This window comes from Pseudomonas sp. JDS08PS003 (genome assembly GCF_045013505.1).
GTDB classification, from domain to species: Bacteria; Pseudomonadota; Gammaproteobacteria; order Pseudomonadales; family Pseudomonadaceae; genus Aquipseudomonas; species Aquipseudomonas protegens_B.
Genome location: NZ_CP120724.1, coordinates 1115060 through 1128944, shown reverse-complemented (window position 1 = coordinate 1128944; position 13885 = coordinate 1115060). Strand labels below are relative to the sequence as shown.

The 13885-nt window shown below is 61.3% G+C and carries 14 protein-coding genes; 10 read left to right on the top strand and 4 right to left on the bottom strand.

What is annotated here, in order from left to right:
- The first annotated feature begins 161 nt into the window (after positions 1 to 161).
- The 6 genes from gatC to P7C00_RS05020 all read left to right on the top strand — a co-directional run bounded on the left by gatC (position 162) and on the right by P7C00_RS05020 (position 5328).
- Entirely contained in the window at positions 162 to 449 is a 288-nt protein-coding gene (gene gatC / locus P7C00_RS05045; RefSeq protein ID WP_317071465.1) for an Asp-tRNA(Asn)/Glu-tRNA(Gln) amidotransferase subunit GatC, read from the top strand.
- Positions 450 to 465: 16 nt separating this feature from the next.
- Positions 466 to 1917, top strand: coding sequence for an Asp-tRNA(Asn)/Glu-tRNA(Gln) amidotransferase subunit GatA (gatA, locus tag P7C00_RS05040; RefSeq protein ID WP_346633630.1), 1452 nt, complete (start codon positions 466 to 468; stop codon positions 1915 to 1917).
- Between the two features lie 10 nt (positions 1918 to 1927).
- Entirely contained in the window at positions 1928 to 3373 is a 1446-nt protein-coding gene (gene gatB / locus P7C00_RS05035; RefSeq protein WP_011059248.1) for an Asp-tRNA(Asn)/Glu-tRNA(Gln) amidotransferase subunit GatB, read from the top strand.
- A 7-nt stretch (positions 3374 to 3380) separates the two neighbouring features.
- A complete protein-coding gene (locus tag P7C00_RS05030) occupies positions 3381 to 3836 on the top strand; it encodes a septal ring lytic transglycosylase RlpA family protein (protein WP_404938230.1) in 456 nt (151 codons plus the stop codon).
- Positions 3837 to 3913: 77 nt separating this feature from the next.
- On the top strand, positions 3914 to 4951 hold the full coding sequence (locus tag P7C00_RS05025; RefSeq protein WP_404939913.1) for a calcium/sodium antiporter: 1038 nt from the start codon (positions 3914 to 3916) through the stop codon (positions 4949 to 4951).
- Positions 4948 to 5328: a carboxymuconolactone decarboxylase family protein gene (locus P7C00_RS05020; RefSeq protein ID WP_346633631.1), complete on the top strand. Its 381-nt coding sequence runs from the start codon at positions 4948 to 4950 to the stop codon at positions 5326 to 5328. The genes P7C00_RS05025 and P7C00_RS05020 overlap by 4 nt, the downstream gene beginning before the upstream one ends.
- A gap of 67 nt (positions 5329 to 5395) precedes the next feature.
- On the opposite strand, the gene P7C00_RS05015 is transcribed toward P7C00_RS05020, so the two are convergent.
- The gene (locus P7C00_RS05015; RefSeq protein WP_346633632.1) at positions 5396 to 6337 is read right to left on the bottom strand and encodes an AEC family transporter; all 942 of its coding nucleotides are present in this window, start codon (positions 6335 to 6337) and stop codon (positions 5396 to 5398) included.
- A gap of 166 nt (positions 6338 to 6503) precedes the next feature.
- On the opposite strand from P7C00_RS05015, the gene P7C00_RS05010 reads away from it, so the two are divergent.
- Both P7C00_RS05010 and P7C00_RS05005 read left to right on the top strand, forming a co-directional pair.
- Complete coding sequence (locus tag P7C00_RS05010; protein ID WP_404938229.1) at positions 6504 to 8144, top strand: phospholipase; 1641 nt, start codon at positions 6504 to 6506, stop codon at positions 8142 to 8144.
- Between the two features lie 13 nt (positions 8145 to 8157).
- Positions 8158 to 8349: a hypothetical protein gene (locus P7C00_RS05005; protein WP_404938228.1), complete on the top strand. Its 192-nt coding sequence runs from the start codon at positions 8158 to 8160 to the stop codon at positions 8347 to 8349.
- A 97-nt stretch (positions 8350 to 8446) separates the two neighbouring features.
- Here the strand turns inward: P7C00_RS05005 and P7C00_RS05000 are convergent, their stop codons facing one another.
- The 3 genes from P7C00_RS05000 to P7C00_RS04990 form a co-directional block, all read right to left on the bottom strand.
- Complete coding sequence (locus P7C00_RS05000) at positions 8447 to 10174, bottom strand: ABC transporter ATP-binding protein/permease (protein WP_346633635.1); 1728 nt, start codon at positions 10172 to 10174, stop codon at positions 8447 to 8449.
- 97 nt (positions 10175 to 10271) lie between these two features.
- Entirely contained in the window at positions 10272 to 10832 is a 561-nt protein-coding gene (locus tag P7C00_RS04995) for a response regulator transcription factor (RefSeq protein WP_025132017.1), read from the bottom strand.
- Positions 10825 to 12087 carry an ATP-binding protein gene (locus P7C00_RS04990; protein WP_123727447.1) on the bottom strand — a complete coding sequence of 421 codons (1263 nt, stop codon included), beginning with the start codon at positions 12085 to 12087 and terminating at the stop codon, positions 10825 to 10827. The genes P7C00_RS04995 and P7C00_RS04990 overlap by 8 nt, the downstream gene beginning before the upstream one ends.
- A gap of 239 nt (positions 12088 to 12326) precedes the next feature.
- On the opposite strand from P7C00_RS04990, the gene P7C00_RS04985 reads away from it, so the two are divergent.
- Both P7C00_RS04985 and P7C00_RS04980 read left to right on the top strand, forming a co-directional pair.
- Entirely contained in the window at positions 12327 to 13043 is a 717-nt protein-coding gene (locus P7C00_RS04985) for an SIMPL domain-containing protein (RefSeq protein WP_346633636.1), read from the top strand.
- A gap of 222 nt (positions 13044 to 13265) precedes the next feature.
- Positions 13266 to 13829: a helix-turn-helix domain-containing protein gene (locus P7C00_RS04980; protein ID WP_123727445.1), complete on the top strand. Its 564-nt coding sequence runs from the start codon at positions 13266 to 13268 to the stop codon at positions 13827 to 13829.
- Positions 13830 to 13885: the final 56 nt, after the last annotated feature.

Sequence of the window (13885 nt, the reverse complement as noted above, 5' to 3'; positions counted from 1 at the left end):
AACAACGACAGGGATTTTGGGCAAGGCGCCAATATGTTAAATTGGCCGCTTTTCTGTGCACCAACCCCCACAATCGCGGCCATAAGACCGTAGAAATGCGGTAGTGTTCCGACAATCTAACACACGGACGAGATCCGTTCTGTTTTCCACTGGAGAATCCCATGGCGCTTGAACGCTCCGACGTGGAAAAAATCGCTCATTTGGCCAGCATCAAGCTCAATGAAAGCGATCTTCCACACATCACCTCCGCCCTGAACAGCATTCTCGGGCTGGTGGATGAAATGCAGGCAGTCGATACCGACGGTATCGAGCCCCTGGCCCACCCACTGGAAGCCAGCCAGCGCCTGCGCGCAGACGTTGTGACCGAGTCCAATCATCGCGAGGCTTATCAGTCCATCGCACCAGCGGTCGAAAGCGGCCTGTATCTGGTTCCGAAAGTCATCGACTAAAGGGAAAGAGCCTGCAATGCATCACATGACTCTGGCCGAGATCGCCCGCGGACTCGCCGACAAGAAATTCTCCTCTGTAGAACTGACTCAGACCCTGCTGGCGCGCATCGCCCAGCTGGATCCGCAGATCAACAGCTTCATCAGCCTCACCGAAGACCTGGCGCTGTCCCAGGCCAAGGCCGCCGACGAACGTCGCGCCAATGGTGAGAGCGGTGCCCTGCTGGGCGCGCCGATCGCCCATAAAGACCTGTTCTGCACCCAGGGCATCCGCACCAGTTGCGGCTCGAAGATGCTCGACAACTTCAAGGCGCCCTACGACGCCACCGTGGTCGCCAAGCTGGCCGCTGCCGGGGCCGTGACCCTGGGCAAGACCAACATGGACGAATTCGCCATGGGCTCGGCCAACGAGTCGAGCTGGTACGGCGCGGTGAAAAACCCGTGGAACCTGGAACACGTGCCCGGCGGTTCCTCCGGTGGTTCCGCCGCGGCGGTCGCTGCGCGCCTGCTGCCAGCCGCCACGGCCACCGACACCGGCGGCTCGATCCGCCAGCCCGCCGCCTTCACCAACCTCACCGGCCTGAAGCCGACCTACGGTCGCGTTTCCCGCTGGGGCATGATCGCCTACGCTTCCAGCCTCGATCAGGGCGGCCCACTGGCTCGCACCGCCGAAGACTGCGCGATCCTGCTGCAAGGCATGGCTGGCTTCGACCCGAACGATTCCACCAGCATCGATGAACCGGTGCCGGACTACAGCGCCGGGCTCAGCGGCTCGCTGCAGGGCCTGCGCATCGGCGTGCCGAAGGAATACTTCAGCACCGGTCTCGACCCGCGCATCGCCGAACTGATCCACAACAGCATCAAGGAGCTGGAAAAGCTCGGTGCGGTGATCAAGGAAATCAGCCTGCCGAACATGCAGCACGCGATTCCTGCGTACTACGTGATCGCCCCGGCGGAAGCCTCCTCCAACCTGTCGCGTTTCGACGGCGTGCGCTTCGGCTACCGCTGTGAGAACCCAGAAAACCTGGAAGACCTGTACAAACGCTCCCGTGGCGAAGGCTTCGGCAGCGAAGTCCAGCGCCGGATCATGGTCGGTGCCTACGCGCTGTCCGCCGGCTACTACGATGCCTACTACCTCAAGGCGCAGAAAATCCGGCGCCTGGTGAAGAACGACTTCATGACCGCGTTCAACGAAGTCGACATCATCCTCGGCCCGACCACGCCCAACCCGGCCTGGAAGCTCGGCGCCAAGAGCAGCGATCCGGTCGCTGCGTACCTGGAAGACGTCTACACCATCACCGCCAACCTCGCCGGCCTGCCAGGCCTGTCGATGCCGGCCGGTTTCGTCGACGGCTTGCCGGTAGGCGTGCAACTGCTCGCCCCGTATTTCCAGGAAGGCCGCTTGCTCAACGTTGCGCACCAGTATCAGTTGAACACTGACTGGCACACCCGCACCCCAACCGGCTTCTGAGGAGACACACATGCAATGGGAAGTCGTGATCGGGCTGGAGATTCATACCCAGCTCACCACTCAATCGAAGATTTTCTCCGGTAGCTCCACCGCCTTCGGTGCCGAGCCCAACACCCAGGCCAGCCTGATCGACCTGGGCATGCCCGGCGTACTGCCAGTGCTGAACCAGGAAGCGGTGCGCATGGCGGTGATGTTCGGCCTCGCGGTTGACGCCGAGATCGGCCAGCACAACGTGTTCGCCCGCAAGAACTACTTCTACCCGGACCTGCCCAAGGGCTACCAGATCAGCCAGATGGAGTTGCCGATCGTCGGCAAGGGCCACCTGGACATTCCCCTGGAAGACGGCACGATGAAACGCGTAGGAATCACCCGCGCGCACCTGGAAGAAGACGCCGGCAAGAGCCTGCATGAAGAATTCAACGGTGCCACCGGCATCGACCTGAACCGTGCCGGCACGCCCCTGCTGGAAATCGTTTCCGAGCCTGACATGCGCAGCGCCAAAGAAGCCGTGGCCTACGTCAAGTCGATCCATGCCCTGGTGCGCTACCTGGGTATCTGCGACGGCAACATGGCCGAAGGCTCCCTGCGTTGCGACTGCAACGTCTCGATCCGTCCCAAGGGCCAGGTCGAGTTCGGCACCCGCTGCGAGATCAAGAACGTCAACTCGTTCCGCTTCATCGAGAAGGCGATCAACAGCGAGATCCGTCGCCAGATCGAGCTGATCGAAGACGGCGGCAAAGTGATCCAGCAGACCCGCCTGTACGACCCGAACAAGGACGAGACCCGTCCGATGCGCAGCAAGGAAGAAGCCAACGACTACCGTTACTTCCCCGATCCGGACCTGCTGCCTGTGGTCATCGAAGACTCCTTCCTCGATCAGGTACGCGCCACCCTGCCGGAACTGCCACCGCAGAAACGCGAACGCTTCCAGGAGCAGTTCGGTCTGTCGGTCTACGACGCCAGCGTCCTGGCCACCAGCCGTGAGCAGGCGGACTACTTCGAGAAGGTCGCCAGCATTGCCGGTGACGCCAAGCTCGCCGCCAACTGGGTCATGGTCGAGCTGGGCAGCCTGCTGAACAAGCAAGGCCTGGAAATCGACGAGGCACCGGTCTCGGCCGAACAACTGGGCGGCATGCTGCTGCGGATCAAGGACAACACCATCTCCGGCAAGATCGCCAAGACCGTGTTCGAAGCCATGGCCAACGGCGAAGGTAATGCCGACGAGATCATCGACAAGCGTGGCCTCAAGCAAGTCACCGACAGCGGCGCGATCTCTGCGGTGCTCGATGAGATGCTCGCGGCCAACGCCGAACAGGTCGAACAGTACCGCGCCGCCGATGAGGCCAAACGCGGCAAGATGTTCGGCTTCTTCGTCGGCCAGGCGATGAAGGCCTCCAAGGGCAAGGCCAACCCGCAACAAGTCAACGAGCTGCTGAAAAGCAAGCTCGAAGGCTGATCGAAAAATGCAGCCTTGGCTTGTCAGTCGAAACTGCGGGGATGCAAGCCCGTCTTCGCTGGCAAGCCAGCTCTTGCATAGGATTGTTCCCCGTCCCTGGTTCGTGGCCAGCGCCCTGCTCGCTCTGCTCACGGGTTGCGCCAGCAGCCATATCATCGACCCTCGAGGTTATGACCAGACCGGGACAGCCTCCTATTACGGCGCCCGCCATCACGGCAAACGCACCGCCAGCGGCGAACCCTTCGATCTGAACGGCCTCACTGCGGCCCATCGCGAACTGCCATTCGGCACCCGAGTGCAAGTCACCAACCTGGGCAACGACAAAAGCGTCGTGGTCCGTATCAACGATCGTGGCCCGCACACCCGCGGCCGCCTGATCGACTTATCCCGCGCTGCCGCGCAACAGCTCGACATGCTGCGCAGCGGCACCGCCAAAGTACGCATCCAAGCCCTCAGCGACTGACCGACGGAGCCCGAGCCATTACCGCCTTTGCCGAACTGCCCCTGCTCAGCCTGATCCAACTCATCAGCGGCCTGGTGATGCTGATTGCCGGCGCCGAGTTGCTGGTGCGTGCCGCAGTGCGTTTGTCTGCGCGCCTGCATGTTCGCCCGCTGATCATGGGCCTGAGCATCGTCGCCTTCGGCAGCAGCGCGCCTCAGATGGCCATCAGCCTGCAGGCGACCCTGGCCGACAACACCGATATCGCCGTGGGCAGCGTGATCGGCAGCAGCATCTTCAACATCCTGGTGACTCTGGGCCTCTCGGCCCTGATCATTCCGCTGCGGGTATCGCGACAGCTGGTGCGTCTGGACATCCCGCTGATGATCGGTGCCAGCCTGCTGGTGTTCATCCTGGCCTACAACGAGCGCCTCACCCCCTCCGACGGTGTCATCCTGCTGGCGGCCCTGGTGCTGTATCTGCTCCTGCTGTTGCGCCAGTCGCGGCACTCGGCACGCCATCACCTGCCCGCTCCAGCCGGCCAACGCGGTTCTGCGCCCAGGTTCAGCAGCATGCTGATGGTGCTTATCGGCCTGGGGCTGCTGGTCTTCGCCGGACACTTGCTACTGGGTGCCGCCGTCACTGTGGCCGACGACCTGGGGTTGTCGGAGCGGGTCATGGGACTGACGGTGATTGCCGTCAGCACTTCCCTGCCCCAGCTCGCCACTTCGCTGCTCGCCGCCTTGCGGGGCCAGCGGGATATCGCCGTGGGCAATGTCATCGGCAGCAATCTCTTCAACTTGCTGGGGGTCCTGGGGTTTACCGCACTGGTGGCACCGACGCCACTCTCGGTTTCGCCCAACGCCCTGGATTTCGACTTGCCGGTGATGCTTGGCGTCGCGGTGCTATGCCTGCCGGTATTTTATTCGGGGTATCGCGTGACCCGGGCCGAAGGCTTGCTGTTTCTCGGCCTGTACCTGGCCTATGGGCTGCACGTGGTGTCGTTCACCACGGGCATGCCCCTGGCGGGCAAGCTGGAACACTTGATGCTGTTTTTCGTCCTGCCAGCGCTGGTGGCGTTTCTGCTGCTCAGTTCGCTAAGAGCCTGGCGCCGCCAACACAAGAGAGAAACGCCATGAGCGAGAACAAGAAAAGTGGACTGCAAATGCGTCGCCAAGTAATGGGCGACGCCTTCGTCGACCGTGCTCTGGGCAACGCCACCGAATTCACCCAACCGCTGCAGGAATTCGTCAACGAACACGCCTGGGGCGGCGTGTGGAACCGTGATGGCCTGCCGTTGAAAACCCGTAGCCTGATCACCCTGGCAACCCTGACTGCGCTCAAATGTCCCCAGGAGTTGAAGGGCCACGTGCGTGGCGCCCTGAACAACGGCTGCACCGTGGAAGAGATACGTGAAGCGCTGCTGCATTGCGCGGTGTATGCCGGGGTACCAGCGGCCATCGATGCGTTTCGCGCAGCCCAGGAAGTGATTGACGCCTATCAGCCACCGCAGTGAACCCGTTCTTCGCCGGCAAGCCGGCTCCTACCTCGTTTTGTAGGAGCCGGCTTGCCGGCGAACAGCTTCAGATCCACCCACCCCACTGCAACACAAAGATCCCGATATTGGTGGTCACTGCCGCCATCACCGTGGTGATGACGATAATGGCTGCCGCCAGCTCATGATTGCCATTGGCCGCCCGGGCCATGACAAAGCTCGCTGCCGCAGTCGGACTGCCGAAATACAGAAACAGAATCCCCAGTTCCGCCCCACGAAAACCGCATAACCAAGCGCCAAAGGTCGCCAGCGTCGGCAGGCTGACCATCTTCAACAGGCTGGAGCTCATGGCCATCCGCCCACTGTTGCGCAAGGCCGCCATGGACAACGTGCCGCCAATGCAGATCAGCGCCAGAGGCAGGCTCATCTGCGCCAGGTACTTGCCCGAAGTCTCCAGCCAGCCGGGAAGGCTGATCTGCCAGTAGGCAAACGGTGCAGCCACCAGCACGCTGACAATCAACGGGTTGCTGAACACACTTTTGCAGATGCTCCAGGGGTCGGACTTGATCGCCGGGCTGTAGACCGCCAGGACCACCGTCGACAGGGTGTTGTAGTAAAGAATCACCAACGCAGCGAGCAGCGCCCCCAGGGAAATCCCGTAATCCCCATACATGCTGGCCGCCAGGGCCAGGCCGATGATCGCGTTATTGCCGCGAAATGCTCCCTGGGTATAGATCCCCCGATCCACCTTCGGACAACGCCAGATGGCCCAGCCCCAGGCCAGGGCAAAACAGACCAGGGTGGCCACTGAAAAGTAGATCAGCACGCCAGGCTTCAATGAGGCATGCAGGTCGGCATGGACAATGCCGAGAAACAGCAACGCCGGCATGGTGACGTTGAACACCAGGGCCGACGCCGTATGGATGAAGTTGTCATTGATCCACCCCACCCGCTTGAGCAGCAGCCCAAGAAACAGCATCGCAAACACCGGCGCAGTAATCGTCAGGGTTTCGAAAAAGATAGCCAGCATGCGCGGGTGGACCTTGAGCCTGTCGTTAGGGCGCTAATGATAATCCAATCAACCCTCCCTCGCGTAACTGCCTTCTTGACGGCGCGTCATTTTCAATTATGCTCAGAATAACTGTATATGCATACAGTTAAAACAAGCATAACCATGACATATCAAGGAGCTAGAAATGTCAGGACTCTCTGCACAGACGCAGCAACAGCCACAACAGACCGGCAAGATCATTGCCGACCTGGACCGTTTGTTCACTGAACAAGGCATCGCCATTTCCGGCGATGGCGAGACCCTGGTGCTGGTCGCCGACGGCCACCACACCATCAAATACCACCGCCCGGAAGACCTGCCCCACACCCCGCTAAAATCCGCCAGGGGCCTGCCCCAATTGCGTTTCGAGGGCGGCGAACACACCGCCATCGGCGACAGCACCCTGCTGCGCTTCGTCAAGGATGCCCCGGCCATTCCCGCGTGGCAGGTTGAACTGCACCTGCCCAACGGACTGGCTCTGACCTACGGCCAGGCGGTTGCCCTGGGCGGCGATTTCTACGGCATTCCCGAGCAACCGATCTGCGAAGGCGCGACGCCGGCTGATCGAGTGCAACGCTTTACCGCGGCCTTCAACTCCCTGGCGGTACTGCCGGCGGCGAAAGACGAAGCACGGCAGATCCTCGCGGTAATGCAGAAGGAAATCGTCGCCGCCAACCAGGCGATCCGCGACGGCAAACAGCCCCACGAAGCCTATGACGCCTTGGGCGATACCCTGTCTGAAGAGTGGAACCGGATTACCGGCGGCGGCAGCGTGGTCTCCGCCCTGTTCCCTCTGGGGCGCTACCTGAAGCTTGCGGCAAACAATGCCGACCACTTTGGCGAGTGGGCCCTGGCGGCGTATATCGCCGGGCACACAGCAGCCCTGCAACAAGCGGTACTGGCAGGCAAGACTGCCGACGACAAGCAACTGGAACTGGCCTACGCAATGAACGCCTTCGCCGACCACTTCCTCACCGACCTGTTTTCTGCCGGCCATGTACGAGTGCCACGTAAACAGGTGGCGGCAGTGGTCACCCCCAGCGACCTGGGATCGCTGATTACCCGCTTCATGCACGACGAGGACAGCAAGTTCGGCCTCAATGTCAGTAACGCCCAGGGCGACCGCTGGCACGCCTACGGCGACAAACGTTATTTCGACAGCGTCGATCATCGCAATCGCCAGCAGGTGAAACTGGCAGTGCAGCGTTCGGCGGACGAGATCTTCACCAGCTACCTCAGCGGCAACCTGCCGGCGCCCGCCAGCTACGCGGCCCTCAAGGCCTTGCCGGACCTGAATGCCGCCAAGAGCGGCAACTTCTCGCCACTGTTCGTGATGAGCGGTGACAAAGTGCTGCGCCGCAGCGACGTCAACAATCTCAATGACAGCAAGACCATCGACAACTGGTGGGGCTGGAGCACCTACCTGCTGCTGAAGAACTACAGCCCGAACAAACCGACGGGCTACCTGGAAACCCCGAGTGCGGTCCCAAAGATCCTGGCCGACGGCTGGCAAAGCCACACCCCCAGCGAGCCCAACTGGCTCCCTGGCCAGGCGGTGCGCTACGCCCTCAGCGAAACCAACGGCTTGAACGAGTCCTATATAGGTCCATGGTCGGCCTACATGGAACTGAGCGACAGCTTCCAGCCCACCCTGAACATTCCGGCGGGTACCAGCAACAGCAGCGCCACCGGACGCAATGTGTTCCGTCAGTTTCGCGGTGGCTCACCGGAGCTGATCGGTTCCATCGACAAGAACGCCAACCGCTTCATCGACCGTAACGCCTGATAAGGAAATCACCATGGCTATCAACCTGAAACTGCAACTGGCCTCCGGGCAATCCCTCAAGGACGCACCTCTGGAGCTGCTGCTCAATGGCGCCCCCATCGCCCGGGCCAGCGTGGATGAACACGGCAACGTGGCCTTCAACGCCAAACCGGGGAATGGCCAATTGGCCGTGCGTGTGGACCGCTCGATCCTGCACCAGGCCTGATCGCCCCCTGTAGGAGCGGGCTCGCCCGCGAAACGGCTCAGCGCCCTTGCACCGGCTGTGCAAGGCGCTGGGCTTGATGCCAGCGCCCAGCCCGCCGTCAAGCCGTGAAAGTCTGCTCCAGCAGATGCCCTTGCTCGATACGAACGTGCCGTGGATGGAAGCGCTTGAGGCTGCTGCGATGGCCAACGCTGACAATGCTCAAGCCCGGCAACTGGTCGATCAGGGCCTGATACAGCGTGGCCTCGTCTTCCTCGTCCATGGCCGATGTGGCTTCGTCCATGTACAGCCATTGCGGGGCATAGAGCAACGCACGGGCAAACGCCAGCCGCTGCTGCTCCCCCGGCGACAACATGCGCTGCCAGTGATTGCTCTCGTCCAGACGCGCCACCAGGTGGGGCAAGCGACAAGTTTCCAGGACCTGTGCATAACGCTCCTCGGGATAGCTGTCGCCCGACTGTGGATAACTCAAGGCTTCCCGCAGGCTGCCAATGGGCAGGTAAGGTTTCTGCGGCAGGAACAGGTAGCGCTGGTTCGGCAGCAAGATGCTGCCGTGCCCCGCCGGCCACAACCGTCCCATGGCCCGCAGCAGGGTGCTTTTGCCACTGCCGGAGCGACCACTGAGCATCAGTCGCTCGCCAGGACTCACGGTCATCTGGGCACCGGCCAGCAGATGACGGCCGTCCGCCAGATCCAGGCCCAGATCACGCACTTGCAATTGTTCGCCCTGGTGTTGCACGTCAATCGCCGGAGGACGCTCCTCGTTTTCACTCATGGCCTGACGGAAGCTCAACAGACGGTCACAGGTAGCGCGCCAGGCGGCGAGGTCCGAATAGGCGCTGATAAACCAACTGAAGTTCTCCTGGACATTGCCGAAAGCCGAGTTGATCTGCATCAGCTCTCCCAGTTCGATCTTGCCGGCGAAGTAGCGCGGCGCGGCGACGATAAACGGGAAGATGATCGCGATCTGGCCATAACCGGCGGTGAAGAAGGTCAGGCGCTTGGACACCTTCATGATGTCCCAGAAGTTGTGCCAGACCTTGCTGAAACGGCTACTAAGACGCTGGTTTTCGTTCTTCTCGCCGTCGTAAAGGGCAATGCTCTCGGCGTTCTCCCGGACTCGCACCATGGAGAAACGCAGGTCGGCTTCAAAACGTTGCTGTTGATTGTTCAGGCCAATCAAGCGACGCCCGATCAGGTGGGTCAGCCAACTGCCGACCGCCGCATACACCAGGGCGCACCAGAACATATAGCCGGGAATGGTGTAGCCCATCACCTCGATACTGCCGGACACTCCCCAGAGAATGATGGAAAAGGACACCAGGCTGACCACGTTGCGGATCAACCCCAGGCCCAGGGACAAGGTGTTGGTGGTGAAACTGTTGAGGTCTTCGGAAATCCGCTGGTCGGGGTTGTCGGTGTAGCCACCCTGCTCCAGCTGGTAGTAGTTCTTGTTGCCCAGCCAACGGGCAAAGTGTCTTTCGGTCAACCAGGCGCGCCAGCGGATGGTCAGCATCTGGGTCAGGTACAAGCGATACACCGCACCGAGAATGGCCACCGCAGCGATCCCGCAGAAATACAGGATCAGGCTCCAGAAGGCCGCCTCATCCTTCTTCTGCAAGGCGTTGTAGAAGTCCTTGTACCAACTGTTGATCCACACCGAGATGGCAACACTGAACAGCGACAGGCCAATCACCGCGATCAGCAACAGCCAGGCCTTGTTCTTCTCTTCACTACGCCAGTAAGGGGTAATCATGGCCCAGACCCGGCGAAAGAATTGACCGCGCACAGCATCGTTGACCGCGGAGTACTCAGCGTTCTGATTCATCGTTGTGGCTCGATAGGGAGAGGGACAAGCGTTGAGCCGATCTTAGTAGATCGGCTCGCTTTTTCACGGTGTCCAGCGACATTCATTCAGTCGCGGTTCAGCGACGGACGGGACGCTTCTGCAGTTTGCGCTGCAAGGTACGGCGATGCATGCCCAGGGCCCGGGCAGTGGCGGAGATATTACCTTCGTGTTCGGTCAGCACGCGCTGGATGTGCTCCCATTGCAGACGGTCCACGGACATCGGGTTTTCCGGCACCAGGGTGTCCAGGTCCGCATGTTCGGAGAGCAGCGCGGCCAGCACATCATCGGCGTCCGCGGGTTTGCACAGGTAGTTGCAGGCGCCGCGCTTGATAGCCTCCACCGCCGTGGCGATGCTCGAATAGCCGGTGAGGATCAGGACGCGCATTTCCGGGTCCAGCTCCAGCAGCTTGGGCAATAGCACCAGCCCGGAGTCGCCATCCATCTTCAGGTCCAGCGCGGCGTAGTCCGGCAGATCCTGCTGGGCGATGGTCAGCCCCTCTTCCGCGGAACCTGCGGTACTGACGCGAAAGCCCCGGCGGCTCATGGCGCGTGCCATCACCCTGGTAAAGGTGGCGTCATCATCCACCAGCAACAAATGCGGCAGTTCTTCGCCTTCGACTTGGATCTCTTCACTCATGGTCGTCTCCTCGGGCGGCACGGGGCAGGCGCAGCTCGGTGAGCGTTCCGCCTTCCTCATGACTGTAGAGTTTCACTGAGCCACCGGCGCGGGTCACGCTGGCCTTGCTCAAAAACAGGCCCAGGCCGAAGCCTTTGCCCTTGGTGGTAAAAAACGGTTTGCCAATCTGCTCGGCGATGGCCAAGGGTACTCCGGCACCGTGGTCGCGAATACTGATGGTGAGGTTTTCCGCGTCCCAGTCCAGGCGCACTTCCAAGCCTTCGGGGCAGGCATCGGCTGCATTGTTCAACAGATTGAGCAAGGCCTGGGTCAGGTCCGGCGGCGGCGCCAGGCGCGGCACCGGTCCCTCACCCAGCAGGTGGAAACGATAGCTGGCTTCAGGGCGCATCAGGTGCCAGCGGTTCAACGCCTCGTCCAGCCACTGGGTGACTTCCTGCATTTCCACCGCCAGACGGCGATTGGCCTCAGCGGCACGTACCAACTGCTGCAAGGTTTCCTTGCACAGTTTGACCTGATCCTGGAGCACGCTGAGGTCATCTTGCAACAGCGGATCGGGATGGTCCTGGCGCATTTCCTTGAGCAGTACGCTCATGGTCGCCAGCGGCGTACCCAGCTCATGGGCGGCGCCGGCGGCTTGGGTCGCCACGGCCAGCAACTGCTGATCGCGCAGGCCCTCTTCACGGCGGATCGCCCGCAACTCTTCCTGACGGCGCAGTTCTTCGGCCATGCGTGCAGCGAAGAAGGTGATCACCGCCGCCGCCAGGGCAAAACTCAGCCACATGCCATAGACCTGCAGGTTTTCCCGGGCGATGGGGAAAGTCTGCAAGGGGTAGAAGCGCGCCAGCAACAAGGTATAGAGGGTCAGGGCAATACCCGACAACACCACCGAATAGCGCCAGGGCAGCGTCACGGCGGCGATCGTCAGGGGCACCAGGTAATAGGAGACAAAGGGGTTGGTAGAGCCGCCGGAGAAATACAGCAGCACACTGTGGATAAACAGGTCGCAGGCCAGTTGCAGGGCATATTCCAGCTCCGTCACCGGCCACGAGGTTCGCAAGCGGATGGCGGTGAAGGCACAGAGCACCATGGAAAACATCAGAGTGACGCCCAGTTGCAACCAGGGCAGCGGCAACAATTCCAGCCAATAGGCGAGCCCCACCGAACCGGCCTGAGCAGCCAGAACCAGGGTACGGATAAAGGTCAGGCGCCAGAGGTTCTGACGAGTGGCAGACAATAATTTTACGGGGGCGAGCATGAGCTCTCCTGATGAGCGCTCCAGGGCAATCGGCGGGAGTATAACCAAGCAGCCCCCGCCACAGGCAAAACTGCGGCAAAGCGTCACAGAAAAACAGTGGCAAGCTGCAAGCTTTGAGCTACAAGCGTATTGGCTCTCAACACGCAGCTTGCGGCTTGAAACTTGCCGCAGCCCGACACTGTCTGAACGTTTCACGCAGGCTCTGAGCTGATCCTGCGGACCGCACTCAAGGAGTTTCCATGCAGCATTTCCGTCGAAGCCTCGCCCTTCTGGCCCTCAGCGCCGGCACCCTCACCAGTCTGCCCGCCCTGGCCGCCGATGAACTGCACTACAACCAGATTTCCCTGCGTGCCGAAGTCAGTCAGGAAGTGGCACGGGACCTGATGATCGTGACCCTCTACAGCGAATCGCAGAACAGCGACCCGGCCAAGCTCGCCGCAGAAATCACCAGCACCATGAACAAGGCCCTGGGTCAGGCCCGCCAGGTCAAGGATGTGACCCTGCGCCAGGGCAGCCGCAACAGCTACCCGATCTACGACGGCAAGGGTCAGAAGATCACTGGTTGGCGCGAACGCGCCGAACTGCGCCTGGAAAGCTCCGACTTCGCCGCCCTGTCCAAGCTCACCGGTGAGCTGCTGGGCGACCTGAAAATGGCCGGCATGGACTTCGCCATCGCCGACCCGACCCGCAAGGCCAGCGAAGATGCCCTGCTTAAGGACGCGGTCAAAGCATTCAAGGCCCGTGCGCAACTGGCCACCGAAGCCCTGGGCGGCAAGGGATACAAAATCGTCAATCTGAACCTCAACAGCAACGGTTATCCACAGCCCTACCTGCGAGCACCGATGATGATGAAGGCCGCCAGCATGGATTCGGCGCCAGTGACTCCGGAAGTCGAGGCCGGCACCAGCCAGGTCAGCATGACCGCCGACGGCGCCATCGAAGTGCTGATGCCGTAAACCTCTCCCAGCGTCCCCCAACGGCGGTAACCTCTAGTGCAAAACGAGGTCGCCGCCGTTTTTCGTGACCAGGCATTTCAACCCGCAGCCGATGAACTCAGCTCTGGGTGGGTGCGTTCGGCCACTGTGGTGATGCTAAAGTTACGCACCTCGGTATTGCGCCTGTCAGGCGTCATGGTCGTGCGCCGGGTATACTGCTCCTTTCCTATAAGAGTCTCTCCAATGACCGCAGATCGCATCGGCGAACGCCTGCGTCGCTATCGCCGCGCCGCCAAGAAAACCCTGCGCCAAATTGCCAGTGAGTCTGGCCTGACCGCCAGTTTCCTCTCCCAAGCGGAACGCAATCTCACCGGTGTCTCGATCTCTTCCCTGGTCAACATTGCCAAGTCTCTGAACGTTCCGCTGAACGCTCTGTTCGACCAGCCAACCCAGGCGCAACCCGACTCCCACGACGGCAAGCGGGTGCGCTACACCATCGAAGGCCAGCCACTGGCCTACGAGCGACTGTCCAGTTCCTTTCCCGGCAACCTGATCAACGCGGTGAAAATGAACATCCCGGTGGGCTACCAGTCGGAACTGATCTCCCACGATGGCTCTGAGTTTTCCTACGTTCTTTCAGGGCAGATCGTCTACACCATCGAGGGTCACCAATATCCCCTTGGCGCCGGCGACTCGGTGCACTTCGACTCGACCAAAACCCACTGCCTGGCCAATGTCGGCAGCGGCCCGGCGGAAGTCCTGACTGTCACGACCATGGGTCTGTTCGACGACCATTCGGCGGCGTAAGCCCCACGCGCAGGCGCCTGCCGAACCTCACAGACACACCTGTGCGCAAGAGAAAT